This window comes from Intrasporangium zincisolvens (assembly GCF_034724055.1).
In the GTDB taxonomy this organism is placed as follows: domain Bacteria; phylum Actinomycetota; class Actinomycetes; order Actinomycetales; family Dermatophilaceae; genus Monashia; species Monashia zincisolvens.
This window is the reverse complement of record NZ_JAWIIL010000011.1, coordinates 19034-36795: the sequence shown is the minus strand read 5'-3', so window position 1 is coordinate 36795 and position 17762 is coordinate 19034. Positions and strand designations below refer to the sequence as shown.

20 protein-coding genes are annotated in these 17762 nt (G+C 72.5%); 7 read left to right on the top strand and 13 right to left on the bottom strand.

Features of this window, described 5'->3' with window-relative positions:
* Positions 1–78: 78 nt before the first annotated feature.
* Complete coding sequence (locus RY076_RS20560; protein ID WP_323101284.1) at positions 79–1686, bottom strand: GntP family permease; 1608 nt, start codon at positions 1684–1686, stop codon at positions 79–81.
* Positions 1683–2237, bottom strand: a complete 555-nt coding sequence (locus RY076_RS20555; RefSeq protein WP_323101283.1) for a gluconokinase — start codon at positions 2235–2237, stop codon at positions 1683–1685. The genes RY076_RS20560 and RY076_RS20555 overlap by 4 nt, the downstream gene beginning before the upstream one ends.
* A 67-nt stretch (positions 2238–2304) precedes the next feature.
* Here RY076_RS20555 and RY076_RS20550 point away from each other — a divergent pair, with 67 nt between their 5' ends.
* On the top strand, positions 2305–3348 hold the full coding sequence (locus RY076_RS20550) for a DMT family transporter (protein ID WP_323101281.1): 1044 nt from the start codon (positions 2305–2307) through the stop codon (positions 3346–3348).
* Positions 3349–3409: 61 nt separating this feature from the next.
* On the opposite strand, the gene RY076_RS20545 is transcribed toward RY076_RS20550, so the two are convergent.
* Positions 3410–4150, bottom strand: a complete 741-nt coding sequence (locus RY076_RS20545) for a hypothetical protein (protein WP_323101279.1) — start codon at positions 4148–4150, stop codon at positions 3410–3412.
* Positions 4151–4432: 282 nt separating this feature from the next.
* Between RY076_RS20545 and RY076_RS20540 the strand changes: the two genes are divergently transcribed.
* Positions 4433–5326, top strand: a complete 894-nt coding sequence (locus RY076_RS20540) for a patatin-like phospholipase family protein (RefSeq protein ID WP_323101278.1) — start codon at positions 4433–4435, stop codon at positions 5324–5326.
* 38 nt (positions 5327–5364) lie between these two features.
* On the top strand, positions 5365–6000 hold the full coding sequence (folE, locus tag RY076_RS20535) for a GTP cyclohydrolase I FolE (RefSeq protein WP_413785810.1): 636 nt from the start codon (positions 5365–5367) through the stop codon (positions 5998–6000).
* Between the two features lie 102 nt (positions 6001–6102).
* Here the strand turns inward: folE and RY076_RS20530 are convergent, their stop codons facing one another.
* Together RY076_RS20530 and RY076_RS20525 are read right to left on the bottom strand one after the other, a co-directional pair.
* The gene (locus tag RY076_RS20530; RefSeq protein WP_323101275.1) at positions 6103–6276 is read right to left on the bottom strand and encodes a hypothetical protein; all 174 of its coding nucleotides are present in this window, start codon (positions 6274–6276) and stop codon (positions 6103–6105) included.
* A gap of 93 nt (positions 6277–6369) precedes the next feature.
* Entirely contained in the window at positions 6370–6696 is a 327-nt protein-coding gene (locus RY076_RS20525) for a rhodanese-like domain-containing protein (protein ID WP_323101273.1), read from the bottom strand.
* A 168-nt stretch (positions 6697–6864) separates the two neighbouring features.
* Between RY076_RS20525 and trxA the strand changes: the two genes are divergently transcribed.
* From trxA to RY076_RS20510, 3 genes are all read left to right on the top strand, one after another.
* Positions 6865–7245, top strand: a complete 381-nt coding sequence (gene trxA, locus RY076_RS20520) for a thioredoxin (protein WP_323101272.1) — start codon at positions 6865–6867, stop codon at positions 7243–7245.
* 94 nt (positions 7246–7339) lie between these two features.
* Entirely contained in the window at positions 7340–7606 is a 267-nt protein-coding gene (locus RY076_RS20515; RefSeq protein WP_323101270.1) for a metal-sensitive transcriptional regulator, read from the top strand.
* Positions 7603–8922: an MFS transporter gene (locus tag RY076_RS20510; protein WP_323101268.1), complete on the top strand. Its 1320-nt coding sequence runs from the start codon at positions 7603–7605 to the stop codon at positions 8920–8922. The genes RY076_RS20515 and RY076_RS20510 overlap by 4 nt, the downstream gene beginning before the upstream one ends.
* Here the strand turns inward: RY076_RS20510 and RY076_RS20505 are convergent.
* Both RY076_RS20505 and RY076_RS20500 read right to left on the bottom strand, forming a co-directional pair.
* A complete protein-coding gene (locus RY076_RS20505; RefSeq protein WP_323101266.1) occupies positions 8882–9787 on the bottom strand; it encodes an aldo/keto reductase in 906 nt (301 codons plus the stop codon). The two genes, RY076_RS20510 and RY076_RS20505, sit on opposite strands and share 41 nt — an antisense overlap.
* A gap of 150 nt (positions 9788–9937) precedes the next feature.
* Entirely contained in the window at positions 9938–10546 is a 609-nt protein-coding gene (locus RY076_RS20500; RefSeq protein ID WP_323101264.1) for a hypothetical protein, read from the bottom strand.
* Positions 10547–10663: 117 nt separating this feature from the next.
* Between RY076_RS20500 and aqpZ the strand changes: the two genes are divergently transcribed.
* On the top strand, positions 10664–11452 hold the full coding sequence (aqpZ, locus tag RY076_RS20495) for an aquaporin Z (protein ID WP_323101263.1): 789 nt from the start codon (positions 10664–10666) through the stop codon (positions 11450–11452).
* 64 nt (positions 11453–11516) lie between these two features.
* Here aqpZ and RY076_RS20490 read toward each other — a convergent pair whose 3' ends face one another.
* From RY076_RS20490 to RY076_RS20465, 6 genes are all read right to left on the bottom strand, one after another.
* On the bottom strand, positions 11517–12119 hold the full coding sequence (locus RY076_RS20490; RefSeq protein ID WP_323101262.1) for a DUF1269 domain-containing protein: 603 nt from the start codon (positions 12117–12119) through the stop codon (positions 11517–11519).
* A 148-nt stretch (positions 12120–12267) separates the two neighbouring features.
* A complete protein-coding gene (locus RY076_RS20485) occupies positions 12268–12897 on the bottom strand; it encodes a hypothetical protein (protein WP_323101261.1) in 630 nt (209 codons plus the stop codon).
* Positions 12898–13328: 431 nt separating this feature from the next.
* Positions 13329–13949: a LutC/YkgG family protein gene (locus RY076_RS20480; RefSeq protein ID WP_323101260.1), complete on the bottom strand. Its 621-nt coding sequence runs from the start codon at positions 13947–13949 to the stop codon at positions 13329–13331.
* Positions 13950–14011: 62 nt separating this feature from the next.
* Complete coding sequence (locus RY076_RS20475; protein WP_323101442.1) at positions 14012–15496, bottom strand: lactate utilization protein B; 1485 nt, start codon at positions 15494–15496, stop codon at positions 14012–14014.
* A gap of 17 nt (positions 15497–15513) precedes the next feature.
* Positions 15514–16281, bottom strand: coding sequence for a (Fe-S)-binding protein (locus RY076_RS20470; RefSeq protein WP_323101259.1), 768 nt, complete (start codon positions 16279–16281; stop codon positions 15514–15516).
* Positions 16282–16306: 25 nt separating this feature from the next.
* Positions 16307–17758, bottom strand: a complete 1452-nt coding sequence (locus RY076_RS20465) for a rhamnulokinase (RefSeq protein ID WP_323101258.1) — start codon at positions 17756–17758, stop codon at positions 16307–16309.
* Between the last annotated feature and the right edge of the window lie 4 nt (positions 17759–17762).

Here is a 17762-nt window from a genome sequence, read left to right as displayed (position 1 = left end):
CTGCCACGGCACGGACGCGTCGAGCACTGACGCGTGGCGAGGATTCGTGGCCACGGGTCAGCGAGTTCGCGATCGGACCTAGACGACGAGACTCAGCACCATCACGAGCGCGAAGCCGAACACGGAGATCACGGTCTCCATCACCGACCAGGACTTGATGGTCTCCCCGACGGTGAGGCCGAAGTACTCCTTGACGAGCCAGAAGCCGGCGTCGTTGACGTGGCTGAAGAAGAGCGAGCCGCAGCCGATCGCGAGGACGAGCAGGGCCAGGTGGCTGGTCGTCAGCGTGGCGGCGAGGGGCCCGACGATGCCCGCCGCAGTGATCGTCGCCACCGTGGCCGAGCCGGTGCCGAGCCGGATCAGCACGGCCACCAGCCACCCGAGCACCAACACCGAGATGTTGACGCCGGTGGCCCAGTCCTTGATGACGTTGCCGACGCCCGCGTCGATGAGCGTCTGCTTGAAGCCGCCCCCGGCGGCGACGATGAGGATGATGCCGGCGATGGGCGGCAGGGCCGCGCCCACCGACGCGCTGACCTCGCTCTTGTCCAGGCCGGAGCCGAGCCCGAGGACGACGTAGCAGAACAGGACGGCGATGAGCAGGGCGACGGTCGGGGTGCCGAAGAAGTCGATGACGGTGCGGGCGCCGTTCTTCTTGTCCGTGACGAGCAGCTTGACGATGGCGTCGATGAGCATGAGCGCCACCGGCAGCGTGATGCCGATGATCGCGGCGGCGAAGGAGACGCGTCGACGCCCGGGAGCGAGCGGCGCCTCGAGGTCCTCGTACGTCGCGACCGGCCCCGTCGCCTTGCGGCCTCGGGCCGCTTCCTCGTTGCCGGGGGCGCTGCGCGCGAGCCGCGCGTCCGACCCACCGCCGCCGCGAACGTCCGACGCGCGGTCGGTGGTGTCGGCGCTGCCCGCACCGCCGACGCGTCCGGCACCCACACCGGCGCCCACCGGTTCCAGGAACCGGGCGTCGGCGTCGACGAACTTGGGAACCCACCGGTCCACGTAGCGCGCGAGCACGGGGCCGGCGACGATGACGGTCGGGATGGCGATGATGACGCCGTAGAGCAGGGTGCGACCGAGGTCGGCGTTGAGCAGGCCGATGGCGGTCAGCGGCCCGGGGTGCGGGGGTACCAGGCCGTGCAGGACCGATAGTCCGGCCAGGGCCGGGATGCCGATCTTCATGAGGGACAGTCCGGTTCGCCGGGCCACGAGGATGATGACCGGCACGAGGAGCACGACCCCGACCTCGAAGAAGAGGGGCAGGCCGAGGATCGCCGCGATGAGCGCCATGGCCCACGGCAGCCGCCCGGGCCCGACGCGGCCGACGATCGTCGACACGATGCGGTTCGCCCCGCCCGAGTCCTCGAGCAGCTTGCCGATCATCGCGCCGAGGGCGATGAGGACGCCGACCGCTCCGGCCGTGCTGCCGAACCCGTCGAGGAAGCTCGAGACGACGTCGCCCGGCGGCATGGTCGCCACGGCGCCGAGGACCGCCGAGCCGAGCATGAGCGACAGGAACGGGTGCACCTTGCCGAGGGTGATGAGCAGGACGACCGCGAGGATGCCGAGGATGCAGGCGGCGACGAGCTGACCGTCGCCGGCGTAGGGAACCGCCGGCGGGTCTGCGGGCAACGCGAACGGGAGGTTCAGGGGCGCGATGGCGGGGTGCAGGATCATGCCTGGTTGTCCTTTCGCAGACCGAGCGCGGCGAGGGCGCGATCGAGAACCTGGGCGGCGGTGCCCTCGTTCGTCACCGAGATACCCGGTTCGTCGTCGTCCAACGGTTCGAGGGTGGCGATCTGGCTGGGGAGCAGGGACGCGGGCATGTAGTGGCCGGGTCGGTGCTCCATGCGGTCGCGGATGAGTCCGGCGGGCGCCGTGACGTGGAGGAAGCGCACATGGGGGCGGTCACGGCGCAGGACGTCGCGGTAGGCGCGACGCAGCGCCGAGCAGGTCACGACGGCCGACTCCCCCGCGGCCTCCTTTGCGCTGATCCAGCTGCCGATCGCCTCGAGCCACGGCCAGCGGTCGTCGTCGACGAGCGCCTGCCCGCTGCGCATCTTCTCGACGTTGGCCTCGGAGTGGAAGGCGTCGCCCTCGGCGAACTCCCAGCGCATGACCGTGGAGATGCCCTTGGCGAGGGTCGTCTTCCCGCTGCCGGACACCCCCATGACGATGACGATGTCCGGCCCTGTCGCCGGCCGCCGGGGTGCCGCATCGTCGCCCATGCTCTCGAACGTAGCCCCGGCTCCGCCCTCGGAGGGGCGTAGAGGCCCGGCGGGCTACGGTGTGCGGGTGTCTGAGAGCACGACGCCCCGGCCGCTCGAGAGCGCCACTGCCGCCCCTGTCGCCCCGGTCGGCGCAGCTGTCGCAGCTGTCGTCTCGCCGCGCGGGGCCACTCGGCGCCTCGTCCCGTGGCAGGCGAAGTTCGCCGCGCTGGCCCTGATCTGGGGGTCGAGCTTCCTGCTCATGAAGGTCGGCCTGCGCTGGTTCGCTCCGCCACAGATCGCGACGGCCCGGGTCCTCCTCGGCGCCGCCACCGTGACGCTGTTGCTCCACCTGCTCGGCGGGCGGCTGCCTCGCTCGCGCGAGGTGTGGCTCCACCTGCTCGTCGTCGGGTTCTTCCTGGCGTGCCTGCCCTTCGTCCTGTTCCCCCTGGGCGAGGAACGGATCGCCTCGGCGCTGGCCGGTATCGGCAACGCCACGACGCCGCTCGCCACGGTCGTCGCCACGGCGGCGATGCTTCCTGCCGAGAGACTGCCGGGCCGCAAGGTCGCCGCCGTCGTCGCCGGGTTCGCGGGCGTGCTCGTCATCGCCCAGCCGTGGCAGTCGGCGGGGCGCCCGGACCTGCTGGGTCTCGGGTTCACGCTCGTCGCCGGCGTCTCCTACGGCGTCGGCTGGACGTGGGTGCGCAAGTACCTGACCAAGGGGGACCTCGGCGGCCTACAGCTGCCCGCGGCGCTGCTGCTCGTCGCCTCGGGGCAGATGGTCGTCGTGCTGTCCGTCTGGTGGATGCTGCACCGGGAGACCGTCAGGGCGCCGTGGTCGCCGAGCCCGGGGGCGACCGGCGGCTGGGCACAGCCGGTGCTGGCCCTCCTCGCGCTCGGGATCCTCGGCACGGGCCTGGCCTACCTACTGCAGTTCGACGTGGTGCGTGCGGTCGGCCAGCACGTCGGCTCGCTGGTCACCTACCTGATCCCGGTCGTGTCGGTGGCGCTCGGCTACCTTCTGCTGGGAGAGCGGCTCGGCGTCTGGCAGCTGGTCGGTGCAGCCGTGATCCTCTCGGCCGCGGCCGTCGTCGCCCGCCCCGACCGGCGCCGCAGCACCACACCCGGCTGAGCCGAGCGCGTGGCGCGACGCACCGTTGCCGTCGGCCCGGGTCGGTACGCGTCGTGGATCGTCAGCGGAAGGCGCTCGGGAAGGCGCCGATGATGCCGCCGCTCAGCATGTCCGCCATCCGGAGGATGTGCGCGTGGACGGCGTCGTAGTCGGCCACGCCGGTGGCGTAGCCGCCTGCGAGCTCGTGGGCCGCCTCGGCCAGGGTCTGGTCGAGGTGCACCCGCATGTCGTCCCGCAGGACGGCATCAGGCCAGAACCGGGGGTTCGCCGCGGAGAGGAAGTCGGCGATGTCGTTCGCGTTCGCGTACCAGCGGGTCCTGGCGCTGGTGAAGGCGGCCGTGTCACCGGCCTTGGCCGCCTCGAGGATCTCGACGGCGATCGTGATGTGGTCGTGCAGCAGCGCGGTCAGCCGTGCACCGGCCGCGTCGCCGTAGAAGGGCGCGATGGCGGCCCCGATGTCGGACTGGTTCTGCAGCAGCCGGCCCGCGGCGGCCGGGAACCCGGCGGAGCCGTCGGCGAACGTCACGATCGCGAGCCTCGTCCAGGTCACGTGGTCCTCCCAGAGCTTGCGCATCTGGTCGTGGAACGCCTGCTGCCTCGCGGTCCGTGGCACCACCTCGTGCGTGCGGCTGAGCGTGACGGGCTGGGCGGCGTCCGCGCTGCTTCGCGGAAAGGCCCACAGGAGAAGGACGCCGACGAGGGCCAGTGCCACCACGGGGAGCACCAGGGCGGGCCATCTGAGGTCGGTCTGCTCGGCGGCCAGAGGGGACGGGGACGGGGACGGGGACTGTTTCGCGCTCATGGTGGTCCTTCCCTGGTGCTGCTGTGACTGCTGACGAGGTGGTCGCCGCCGCGGGAGGCGAGGACTCGGCGACGGGGACGGCAGGAGAGGTCGTGCTGTTGGTGTCGCTGCGGCACCTGGCTCTTACCGCACTGGCAGGCCGGTAAGACTCCTCGCGGCCGATGCCACCAACAGGTCGTCCACCTCGTCCGCGCCCTGGTCATCTCGCCGGAGCCGCGACACCCCGTCGACCCCTGGAGCCCCCATGGCCACCATCGACAGCCACCCCGGGAGGAATGCGTCGTGGCCACGGCGTTCGTGCTGACCGGCGGCGGAAGCCTGGGAGCCGTCCAGGTCGGCATGCTGGCAGCCCTGCACGAGAGCGGGATCCGTCCGGACCTGCTCGTGGGCACGTCCGTGGGAGCCGTCAACGCCGCGTATGTCGCCGGCGCGGCGAGCCCGGACGCGTCTTCGCTCGGAGCACGCGTGAGCTCGCTGGCCCGCCTCTGGCAGGACCTGCACCGTCGCGACGTCTTCCGGCTCGAGCCGCACCGCTGGTGGGATGCGGCCCGGGGCAGCCAGCCATCTATGTTCTCCGGCGACGGACTCGCGCAGCTGCTCCACCGCCACCTCGGCTACGACACCCTCGAAGAGGCCCACATCCCCGTGGCCGTGACCGTGACCGACCTCGTCACCGGCATCGGCAGCCTTCTGTACCAGGGCCCCTCGGCCGACGCCGTTCGCGCGAGCGCTGCCATCCCGGGCGTCCTGCCCCCGGTCCACCTGCAGGGCAGCACGTTCGTGGACGGCGCGATCGGTGAGCTGGACGTGCTCACCCGCACGGCTGCTCACGACGTCACCGACCTGTATTTGCTTCCCGGCGGCTACCCCTGCGCCGGCAGCCCCCCGACGTCCGCGCTCGGCATCGCGCTGACCTCGTTGAGCCTCCTGCTGCACCGTGGGCTCATCGGGCAGGTGCGCGCCTACACGGGCGCAGCGCGGCTGCACATCATTCCGCCGCTCTGTCCCCTCGCCACCTCTCCCGCCGACTTCACCCAGACGTCGGCACTGGTGCACCGCGCTCACCGGAGCACCCGCGCCTGGCTGCACGGGCGCGGCGACGACCGCGCCTTCACCGGCGATCCGAGCGTCCTCGCCCTGCACACCCATGACCGGCGACCGGTCACCGAACCCTGAACCCGTCCACCAGCCCGCCACGAGGAAGGAACCGTCCGGTGCACGCACCCCACCCACAGAGCCAGGGGCACCTGGCGCCAGCTCGACGTCGTCCATGGACAGGTACGGGCGCGGTCACCGTGCCCGACGTCGAGCAGGCAGCCTCAGGAGCCCGCACGATGTTGCAGGCGCTGGGCATCGACCTCAGCGACGAGTCCTTGAGCCGCACGCCCGAACGGATGGCCGCCGCCCTTGCCGAGCTGATGAGCCCGCGCCCCTTCCAGCTGACGACCTTCCCCAACGACGGCGGCTACGACGAGCTCATCGTCGCCCGGGGCATCCCGCTGCGCTCGCTCTGCGAGCACCACATGCTCCCGTTCGTGGGAGTGGCCCACATCGGTTACCTCCCGGGCGACCGCATCCTGGGCCTGTCCAAGCTGGCCCGGGCGCTCGAGCACTTCGCGCGCCGCCCACAGGTCCAGGAGAGGCTCACCACCCAGGTCGCCAACTGGCTGAGCGCCCAGCTCTCCCCCGTCGGCGTCGGAGTCGTCATCGAGGCCGAGCACCTGTGCATGACCCTCCGAGGGGTCCAGGCCGCAGGCACGACCACCATCACCTCGAGCCTGCTCGGCGTCCTGCGCGAGGACTCGCGCTCGCGTTCGGAGTTCCTCGCGCTGACCCGACCCGCGGGATGAGGTCCCGGGGACGCCACTGCCGACCGCGCGTAGGGGGCCGCGCGGCCGGCAGGGCTTCGGTCGCCGGGACGCGTGCCGGGAGGGGGACGCGTCGACCGGCGGTCAGCCGCGGTTGAACAACCGCGACAGCAGGCCGCCACCGGAGGCGGACGGGTCCTTCTGGTGCCCGGCGCAGCGCTGGGCGGCCGGGACGTTGCGCATGACCTGGTCGACATGCTGGCCGCAGCCGGCCCAGGTCGTCTTGCCGCAGGTCCGGCAGGTGGCGGGACGGCACATGGTGGTTCTCCTTCGGTGATGCCGGCGAGGCGGCGGGACGGGTGCGCGGGGTCGCGCGGTTCGGTCGAGGGGATCAGGACATGGGCGGCAGGGTCAGGCGGCGTCGCCGCGTGCACCCGCCACGAGCGGTCGCCCGGACGCCTGCCAGGCCGAGGTGCCGCCGTCGACGGAACGAGCGTCGTAGCCGAGGCGGACCAGCAGGTCGGCCATGGCGCGGCTGCGGTTGCCACTGGCGCAGATGACGTACACCGGACGCGAGGCGTCGAGCTCTCCGACGCGAGAGGCCAGCTGGCCCATCGGCACGAGGCGCGCGCCGGGAACGTGGCCACCGACATACTCGCCGGGCTCACGCACGTCGACGACGGACGCGCCGTCGGCGCGGGCCGCGGCCAGCTCCTCGATGGTGACGGTGACGCTCATGGGCACTCCTTCAGCTCCGACTCGATACCCCATGGGGTATATGATGGACCCGACCATAACCCGGGAAGGGTCGCCGCGCCAAACAGGCTCGCGACCCGGAATGAACCAGCGAGGGCCTTGGTTGGATACCCCGGCGGGTATCACACACCTCGCCAGAAGGAGAACACCATGACCACCCGCAACCTCACCGGGTCGGACTTCGAGTCGACCGTCACCGACGAAGGCATCGTCCTCGTCGACTTCTGGGCCTCCTGGTGCGGCCCGTGCCGGATGTTCGCGCCGGTGTACGAGGCCGCCTCCGAGCAGCACCCAGACATCGTCTTCGGCAAGGTGGACACCGAGGCCGAGCAGGCCCTGGCCTCCGCCGCGCGGATCACCTCGATCCCCACGCTCATGGCCTTCCGTGACGGCGTCCTCGTCTTCAGCCAGCCGGGCGCCCTGCCGGCGGCCGCCCTCGAGCAGGTCATCACCGCCGTCCGCGAGCTCGACATGGACGACGTGCGCCGCCAGGTCGCCGCCCAGCAGCCCTCGAGCACCACGTCCGCGTGAGGCGCCCGATGACGAGCGGTGCCGTCGACCCGGCGCAAACGCGTCCCTGACCCGAAAACCGCTGCGCCGCAAGGCGCTTCCGAAGGAACCGAACATGGTCACGCTCAACACCGACGACCTCACCCCCGTCGTCAACCGCCTCAAGCGCGCCCAGGGCCAGCTGGGCGGCGTCATCCGCCTCATCGAGGAGGGTCGGGACTGCCAGGACATCGTCCAACAGCTCGCCGCCGTGAACCGCGCCCTCGACCGGGCCGGCTTCGCCATCGTCTCCTCGGGCCTGCGCGAGTGCCTGACCAGCCCCGACGGCGGCACCCCCGAGGACCGGGCCCTCATGGAGAAGCTCTTCCTCAGCCTCGCATGAGCAGCGGACGCACCGGCCTGCTCCCGCCGATCCGCCTCGGGCTTCGTGCGAACCTCGCCCAGTTCGCGCTCCTCGTCGCGGTCAACGGGCTCGTGGGCGGCATGCTCGGGCAGGAACGCACCGTGCTGCCACTGCTGGCGAGCAGCGAGTTCCACGTCGAGAAGTACTCCGCCGCTCTCACCTACATCGTCGCCTTCGGGCTGTCGAAGGCTGTGACGAACTACGTCGCCGGCACGTGGTCGGACCGGTTCGGCCGCAGACCGGTCCTGCTGGCGGGCTGGCTCGTCGCCGTCCCCGTGCCCCTGCTGCTCATCGTCGCCCCGAGCTGGGGCGTGGTCATCGCCGCCAACGTCCTGCTCGGCATCAGCCAGGGGCTGACCTGGTCCACGACGGTGATCATGAAGATCGACCTCGTCGGCCCGGGCAGCCGAGGCCTGGCCATGGGGTTCAACGAGGCCGCCGGCTACGTCGCCGTCGCCGCCACCGCCCTGGCCACCGGCTACCTGGCCGACGCCTACGGCCTGCGCCCGGCTCCCTTCCTGCTCGGCCTCGCGTTCGCCGCGCTCGGGCTGGGTCTGTCGACCTTCGCGGTCCGTGAGAGCCGGGACCATGCCCGCCTGGAGGCGGCGCAGCACGACGCGGCCCGGGGCGGGAGCACTGCGACACCGCACCACCTCACCGACCGGGACGTGGCTGTCCGCACGAGCTTTGGCGACCCGGCGCTGTCGGCGGCGAGCCAGGCCGGGCTCGTCAACAACCTCAACGACGGACTGGCCTGGGGCCTGTTCCCCCTGCTGTTCGCGACCGCAGGTCTGCCGCTGCAGCAGATCGGCATCCTCGTCGCCACCTACCCCGCCGTGTGGGGCCTCGGGCAGCTGGCCACCGGTGCGCTGTCAGACCGATGGGGCCGCAAGTGGCTCATCGTCGCCGGCATGATGACCCAGGCACTGGCACTCGGGCTCGTCGCCGTGGCAGGCACGTTCACCGTCTGGCTGGTCGCCGCCGCGGCGCTCGGCGCGGGCACGGCCATGGTCTACCCGACGCTCCTCGCCACGATCGGCGACGTCGCCCACCCTTCGTGGCGGGCGCGGGCGGTCGGGGTGTACCGGCTCTGGCGCGACGGCGGTTTCGCGGTCGGGGCGGTCCTCGGCGGCATCATCGCCGATGCGTACGGTCTGCGGCCGGCCGTGTGGGTCGTCGCCGCCCTCACGGCCGCCTCCGGCGTCGTCGTGGCCGTGCGCATGTACGAGACGCACCGGCAGGGCCGGCCGCGGGTCACCCCAGCGCGTCGAGGCGTGCCACCTCATCGGGGGTGAGCCGCAGCGACGCGGCAGCGACGTTGTCCTGGAGGTGCACCGGGTCGCCGGTGCCGGGGATGGCCAGCACGTGCGCGCCCAGGGCGAGCGACCAGGCCAGTCGGACCTGTGCGGGGCTGACCTCGTGCCTCTCGGCGACCTCGCGCACCGCGTCCTCGGTGGCCTGCTCCGCTGCCGGACCGCCTTCGCGACCCTGGCCCGCGATCGCGAAGAAGGGGACGAAGGCGATGCGATGCTCAGCGCAGTGGTCGACGATGGCTCGGCTGTCCTCGGCCCGGTAGCCGACGGCGCAGCGGTTCTGGACGCAGACGATCTCGGTGACGGCCTGCGCCTCCCGGACCTGCTCGAGCGTCACGTTGGACACGCCGACGTGTCGCACCAGTCCGTCCCGGACCAGGTCGGACAAGGCCCCGACGTGGCCCGCGACGGGCCGTCCGGGCCCGTTGTGGCGGTAGTTGACGACGTCGAGGTGGTCGCGGCCGAGCTCTCGGAGGTTCTGCTCCACCTGCCCGCGCAGCTGCTCCGGCCCGGCCCAGGGCATCCACTCGCCTGACGGGTCACGGCGGGGGCCGACCTTCGTGACGATGGTCAGGTCGTCGTCGTACGGCGCGAGCGCGGCGTGGATCAGGTGGTTGGCCGACAGCCACGGCGAGAAGTAGAACGCGGCAGTGTCGATGTGGTTGACCCCCAGCTCGACCGCGCGCCGGAGTACCGCGATCGAGGTGTCACGGTCTCGGCGTTCGCCGAGGTCGAAGGCGGCGGTGCCGGTGAGCCGCATGGCGCCGAGGCCCAGGCGGTTCACGGTGCGGTCACCGAGCGTCCAGGTGCCACTCGCGGAAGCGTCGAGGTGCGCGATCGAGGTCATAGAAGGCCTTTCGTGCAGCGAGGAGTCCGCGGTCCGGACCCGTCGGCACAGGGTGTCGGACGCTCGTTGGGGAGCGCCACCACTTCGGTCCAGGCCGAAACCGCGGGTTTTCACAGCCGGCGGGGCGTTCGGTGCAGCGTCGGGTCTCGCTCAGGGGGCACGCTGCAGCAGCAGGTTCACGGTCGCGGGCGCATCGGGCGTGCTGGCGTCGATGAGGACGTACCGGGACCAGCGCGGATCGGTGGGAGCGGGGCCGGCGCACCAGCGTGAGCCAACCGTCACGGGTGGGTGGGCCAGCCCCTCGGCGACCGCCTCCGGGATGGCCGGTGCTGGCCGTTCCCCGCCGAGACCGCCTTGGTCGCAGAAGTCTGCGGCGTCGGCCGCGGAGACCCGGAAGACGAACAGGTAGCTCTCGGCGAACCCGGCGAACGCCCGGGTCGCGACCTGGCGGACGTCGGCGCGGTCGGGCAGACGCAGGTCGGCGCGCTCGAGCGCGTCGAACGGCCCCGGAACCCCGTGCCCGCCGGCGACGCCGACGGTCTCCCCCGTGGCGGTCCCGGCGTACGCGAACCAGCCGTACGCCACACCGGTGGAAGGGTCCGTCGGCGCTCCTGCCGGCGTCCCTCCGGGAGCGGCGGTGCCGGCGGTGCCGCATCCGGCCAGGGCGAGCGTGAGCGCGCCCGCGACGGCAGCGGCGGCAGCGGCGGCAGCGGCGGCCGCTGCGGACCGTCTCAGGACGCGGTTGCCGTGGTCCCCCATGAAGTCATTGTGCGCTGATCGCGGTGATCCGCCTGGGGGTTCTCAGGGCAACCCGGGTGCGTCACGCTGCGAGTGTGCCCGTGGGAGGCACCAAGGAGATCGGAAGGAAGTCGTGGCATGCGCACACCTGCACTGGTATCCCGTCTCGTCGCCGAGGCACTCGGCACCTTCGTGCTCGTCTTCGGCGGTTGTGGCACCGCCGTCTATGCGGCCCTCTACCTCCAGCCGAACGAGGCTGCCGGTCAGAGCGTCCAGCTCGGCGTCGGGCACGCCGGCGTCGCCCTCGCGTTCGGCCTCACCGTCATGACCATGGCGTACGCCGTGGGGCACGTGTCCGGCGCCCACTTCAACCCGGCGGTCACGATCGGGGCTGCGGTCGCCCAGCGCTTCCCGTGGAAGGACGTCCCCGCCTACGTCATCACCCAGGTGGCCGCGGGACTGCTCGCCGGCCTGGCCCTGTGGGGGATCGCGAGCGGCAAGCCCGGCTTCGACGTGACCGGCAATCTGGCCGCGAACGGATTCGGCGAGCACTCACCCGGCGGCTACGGCCTCTTCTCGGTGCTGTGCGCCGAGGCCCTGCTGACCGCGATCTTCCTCTACATCATCCTGGGGGCCACCGACGACCGGGCGCCCGTCGGGTTCGCACCGTTGGCCATCGGTCTCGGGCTCACGTTCATCCACCTCGTGTCGATCCCGATCAGCAACACGTCGGTGAACCCGGCCCGCTCCACTGCCGTCGCGTTCTTCAACGGCAACGGAGCGCCCGGGCAGCTCTGGGCCTTCTGGGTGGCACCCATCGTCGGCGCAGCGATCGCCGGGGCCACCTACTACCTGCTGACGGGCGTCGACCGTCGCTCCGAGGAGATCACCGGCATGGTCGACCCCAAGGACGTCAGCGGCAGCTAGGGCAGGGCCGAGTCCACCCCTCCTTCACGGCGCGGAGAACCAGTCCCCGGCAGTCGCCCCCTGCCTACGACTCCTTGGTGTCGGTGGGTTCGGCGGCGTTGTCCTCGGCCTCCTCGGCCTCCTTGGCCGCGGCTTCGACGTCCTTGGCGACGACGTCGTCGATGGCGGTCAGGACGATCGCGTTGGCCCTCTGGAGGGCTCGTTGCAGCTCCACGGCGGCAGGGTCGGAGACGAGGGCGACGATGCCGGAGTGCCCGGGCTCGATCGCCGACTCCAGATCGTCCGCCAGCTCACGCCGGTGATGCAGCTGTCCCACCTTGCCGGCCGCAGCCCCGGCCGCCCCCAACAGCGCCGCGCCCCCGATGATCGACGGGGGGAAGATGAGCCCGAGGGCCGCCCCACCGACGATTCCCCAGGTCAGGCCGCGACGGGTCGTGTGGTCGGTCGCCCGCTGGACCTCGAGCTTTCCGTCCGTCTCGCGCTTCACCACGATGACGCCCTCGATCTCGACGTGCCGGCCGTCCTCCACCTCCTTGAGGGCGGCGTACGCCTCCTGCGCACTCGTCGTGTCCGCGAAGTCCGCGATCAGCAGCGTGTAGGCGCCGTCGGACACGGCACCGACGACCGTGACCGGGGGCTCCGCGGCCTTGCTTGCATCTTCTGACATGGCGTCTCCTCGTTCAGAGAAGGGTTCAGCGGCGGCGGCCGAACTCGGAATGCCTGGCACATCGCACGCTACTCCGCGGCTCCGGCACCCGACGCCGTCTTCGCGACACACGTCGGGCCCGCCCCGGCACGGCACCCGACGAAGCGCGTCAGGCCCCGCCGTCGAAGAAGCCGAGGAGCGCCGGTGCCGGGTGCAGGAAGGTGCTGAGGTTGGCCGCGCTGATGACGGCGAACGCAGCGGCGAGGCCGAGGACCGAGACCGCCGTGACCACGCGCGGCCCGCGCAGGTGCCACGGCTCGGCGGCGACCCCGCGGCGTGGCCACACCCGCACGGCCAGGACGGCGAGGCCGAGCGTCACGACGGCACCGACCCCCACCATGACCGCGTGGTAGGCGGCGAAGTCGCCGACCAGGCGTGTCAACGCGGGGGGCACGGCCGCGTCCGGAGACTGCAGCGCCCGCCTGATCTCGCGCACCGTGAGCGCCATCCCACCCTCGGCGACTCCGTCCGGCGCGGTGCCGCCCCGGCCGACCGGCAGCAGGCCGAGGGCGGAGGACATCGGCGCGAGGGCGCCCTGCACGTTCGCGGCCACCAGCAGGACCGCGAGGAGGAGCAACGGCGCCTCGAGCACCCCGGCCACCGCCAGCCGGGCCCGGCGTCCGCGAGCCCGCGAACCCACGTACTCGTGCCACGTGCGCCGGGCGAGCCGCACCACGAGCACGAGCAGGACCCCACCGAGGACAGCCTTGACCACGTGGAACCGCGCCCAGAACGCCACGGCGCGCTCGAGATCGGGGCCGGCGTCGACCGCACCGGATCGCCACCAGTGATCGAGTCCGCGCGCGACGGCCGCGCCGAGGGCGGCGACGTCCGGGTACCCGCCGCCGGGCCACAGCGAGGCGGCGGAGAACGGCAGGAGGGCGACGGCGAGCAGAGCGAGGGCGACGCCCGCAGCCGGGCGGAACAGGGCGCGCGCGCCCGACTGGGCGGTGGGCGGTGTCGTGCGGGCGGCATCGGGGGGCTCCTCGGGTAGGTCGGGACGGGCGCGGCTCCGCCCCGCTCGGCTCGGACGCTACGGGGCCGGAGCCAGCCCCCACATCCACCCGTGGGGCGAGAGCTCTTCTCTTGCAGCACGACCGGGGTCGGACGCCTGCTGGGACCCCGGGCGCACGAGGCGTCGCGGAGGAGGGGTCGTCCGCCATGCGCCTGTCAGACCGCGTCCACCACGACGACGTGCAGCACCCGGGGCCCGTGAACACCTTCGACGCGGTTCAGCTCGATGTCGCTCGTGGCGCTGGGGCCGCTGATCCACGTCTGGGGACGCGAGGGGTCGAGCAGCGCCACGGCGTCCGGGACGTCCGTTACGAGCTGGTCGGCGCGGACGACGCACACATGGTGGTCGGGTACGAGCGAGAGGGCGCGACGCCCTTGGCCCGGTCCGTGGTCGAGCACGATGGTGCCCGTCTCGGCGATGGCAACCGCAGCCGTGGTCACCACGGCCTCCAGCCGGTCGAGCTGCGCGGCGGTCAGACCGGCGCCGGGGGCTCCGCCAGGCACGTCGAAGGGGAACCCCTCCGGCACGGCGACCGACGCCGCACCGTCGAGCGCCGAAGCCATCGCGGCCGGGACCTCCTCCTCCGAGCACCTGGTCACGAGGGCCCGGTAGTCCTCTACGCGCTCGATGAAGAGGGCGACGAGGTCGGCCACCCCACCCCGTCCGGGGACGGTGCGGGGGGCCGCGGGGGCCGGGGCCGCATCGCGGAGGGCGGTGCGCACGGCCGCGAGCACGGCGTCACGGGCGGGCACCGTGGATGCCGGAGGTGTCGGCACGGCCTCGACCGTCGCACCCGCTACGGCCGCCGCACCCGAGCGTGCCTGTGCTGCACTGTCCCTCATCGACTACCTCGCTCCTCGTGCCGACCGCCGGCCGTCCTCGACCACCAGGTGCGGAACGACTCCTTGGGCGGTGTGGGCAGGTCGCGGGCGTCAGTCCACCGACTGGCTGGCCCCGGCAGACGCGGCAGCACCGCCGACGGGAAGGCGTTCGTGTGTTTGCGACCGGGCACGACGGCGGAGCCGAGGGCGGCGACGCGCTCGAGGGCCCGCAGCCGGCTGGGCTGTCCGAGCGCCCACGCGGCGCCCTTCATGGCGATGGCCTCCGGCTTGGGCAGCAGGTGCCCGCGTCCGGGGCGGTGGGCGTCGACCACCTGGGAACGCAGCTCGACGAGCACCGAGGGGATGTCGATGCGCACCGGGCAGGCCTCGAAGCAGGCGCCGCAGAGCGTCGACGCGTAGGGCAGCGAGTCGACCTGCTCGTCCGCGCCGACCCCGTGCAGCAACGGGTTGAGGATCGCGCCGATCGGCCCGGGGTAGACCGAGCCGTAGGCATGCCCGCCGGTGCGTTCGTAGACGGGGCAGACGTTGAGGCAGGCCGAGCACCGGATGCAGCGCAGGGCCTGCCGGCCGACCTCGTCGGCGAGGGCGCGCGTGCGGCCGTTGTCCAGGAGCACGACGTGCACCTCCTGCGGGCCGTCGCCCGGAGTCACGCCCGACCACGTGCTCGTGTACGGGTTCATCCGCTCCCCCGTGGACGAGCGCGGCAGGAGGCGCAGGAACACGTCGAGGTCGCTCCACATGGGCACGACCTTCTCGATGCCGACGACCGAGACGAGGATCTCGGGCAGCGTCAGGCACATCCGGCCGTTGCCTTCGGATTCGACGACGACCAGCGTCCCCGAGTCGGCGACTGCGAAGTTCGCGCCGGAGACGGCCATGCGGGCCGTGAGGAACTTGTCACGCAGGTGCAGGCGCGCGGCTTCGGCCAGGCGGGCCGGGTCGTCGGTCAGGTCGTCGGGGGCCGGACGTCCGACGGCACCCATTTCCCTCCGGAAGATGTCGCGGATCTCCGTGCGGTTGCGGTGGATCGCCGGCACGAGGATGTGGGAGGGCAGGTCGTGACCGAGCTGGACGATCAGTTCGGCGAGGTCGGTCTCCCAGGCAGCGATGCCGTCGGCCTCGAGGGCTTCGTTGAGGCCGATCTCCTGGGTGGCCATCGACTTGACCTTGACGACCTCGTCGACCGCGTGACGTTTCGCGATCGAGGCGACGATGGCGCAGGCCTCGGCGGCGTCCCGCGCCCAGTGGACCACGGCGCCGTTCCTGGTCAGGGACTCCTCGAGCCGCAGGAGGTGCTCGTCCAGGTGGCGAAGCGTGCGGTCCTTGATGGCGGCGCCGGCAAGACGCAGGTCCTCCCAGTTGTCCACCTCGGCGACGACAGCAGCACGCTTGCGGCGGATCGTTCCAGTGGCGTGCGCAAGGTTGTGACGGAGCTGGCTGTCCCCCAGTGCTTTTCGGGCGGCGTCCGGAAACGGCGGCATGCCGACGAAGGTGGCGCTCACGCGGTCCGCCCCTGCCCCGGCGCCCCCGCGGTCGACGACGCGTCGGAGGCCAGGACCTCGGCGAGGTGCATGACCCGGATCGGCGAGCCGTCCCGCGACAGCAGCCCGCCCACGTGCAGGAGACACGACGAGTCGCTCGCGACGAGAACGTCCGCACCGGCGTCCCGCACGTGGCGGATCTTGTCCCGCCCCATGGCGGTCGAGACGTCGGCGTTCTTGACGGCGAACGTGCCGCCGAAGCCGCAGCAGGACTCGGCGTCGGGCAGCTCGACGAGCTCGAGACCGCGCACGGCCCGCAGCAGCCGCGTGGGGCGGTCTCCGACGCCGAGCATCCGCAGGCTGTGGCACGTCGGGTGGTAGGTGACCCGGCCCGCGAAGGAGGCTCCGACATCGGTGACGCCGAGCACGTCGACGAGGAACTCGGTCAGCTCGAGCACGCGCGGCGCCGTCCGCGTGACTGCGTCCTGCAGTGTCGCGTCGCCGGACCGGCGCGCCACGATCGCGTGCTGGTGACGGGCGGACCCGGCACAGGAGCCCGACGGCGTGACGACGTAGTCGTAGGCCTCGAACGCCGTGACGAAGTTCCGCACGACGGGCACGGCCTCGTCGAGGTAGCCGGTGTTGACCATCGGCTGCCCGCAGCACGTCTGGGCTGCAGGGAAGTCCGCATCAACCCCGAGGCGGCGCAACAGCCGGAAGACGGCCTTGCCGACGTCGGGGAAGAGCGCGTCGTTGATGCAGGTGACGAGCACCGCGACCTTCACGGGAGGCTCCTTGGCGTCGAGGTGGTCACGAGCGAGGCTCGTACCGCGGAAGGTCGTGCGTTCGGGCCACGAGCGCCCGCAGCTCGGCCAGGTCGGGACCCACGACCCCCACCGCGCGTGCCTGCACGAGGACGTTCCCGAGCGCCGTGGCCTCGACCGGTCCGGCCACGACGCGCCGACCCGACCGGTTGGCGATCGCCTGGCACAGCAGCCGGTTCTGGGATCCACCGCCGACGACGTGGACGGTGCCGACACGCCTGCCGGTCAGTCGGGCAGCGGTGTCCAGGGCCGCTGCGTACGCGTCGGCCAGGCTCTCCAGGATGGTCCGGATGATCGCCGGCCGCGTCGTCGGCGCCGGCAGGTCGTGGTCCACACACCATTTCGCGACGCGCTCGCCCATGTCCCCCGGGGGCAGGAAGCGCGGGTCCTGCACGTCGACGACTGGCACGGACGCCGGGTCGACCTCCGCTGCGGCGGAGAGCAACCCGGCCAGGTCGTTGCCTCCGGCGGCCAGGCCGTCCTCGCGGTCCCAGGCGCGCAGCGCCTCGCTGAGGATCCAGGTGCCCATCACGTTGGTGAGGAAGCGCGTCCGTCCGTCGACGCCCCCCTCGTTGGTGAAGTTCGCGGCGCGCGCCGCGTCGGTCACCACGGGGTCGGCCAGCTCGACGCCGACGAGCCCCCACGTGCCCAGCGACAGGTAGGCCGCGTCGTCACCCTGCAACGGGGCGCCGACGACGGCGGAGGCCGTGTCGTGCGACCCGACCGCGACGACGGGCACGCCGGGCAGGCCGGTGTCGCCGGCCACCTGGTCGGTCATCGAGCCGATCGTCGTCCCCGGGTCGACGAGGTCGGCCAGCAGGTGCGAAGGCACCCCGAGACGGTCGAGCAGCTCGCTGTCCCAGGCACCGCTGCGTGGGTCGAGCAGACCGGTGGTGGAGGCGTTGGTGCGCTCGGCGACCATCCGTCCGGTGAGCCACCAGGCGAGGAGGTCGGGGATGAGCAGCAGGCGGTCCGCCAGCTCGGTCCACGGGTCGGCCGCGAGCTGGTAGGCGGTGTTGAACGGCAGGAACTGCAGCCCGTTGCGGGCGTACAGCTCGTCCTGGCCGACGAGGGCGTGCGCGTTGGCCGGCCCGACGGCGAGGCGGTGCTCGTCCCGGTAGTGGAACGGCAGCCCGAGGAGCCGGTCGCCGCGCACCAGCCCGTAGTCCACGGCCCAGGCGTCGATGCCGACGCTGGCCAGGCCGCCGGCGCCGGAGGCCTCGCGCCCGGCGGCCCGCAGGCCGCCGAGCGCTCCGGCGTACAGCGACGGCAGGTTCCAGTGCAACCCGGACGGCAGGCGCAGCGGACCGTTGGCGAACCGTGCGGTCTCTCGCAGCTCGAGCCGGTCCGGGCCGACCTCGGCGAGGACGACCCGGCCGCTCGTGGCACCGAGGTCGACCGCGGCGACAAGGGCCGTCCCTGACGAGTTCGAGCTCATGCCG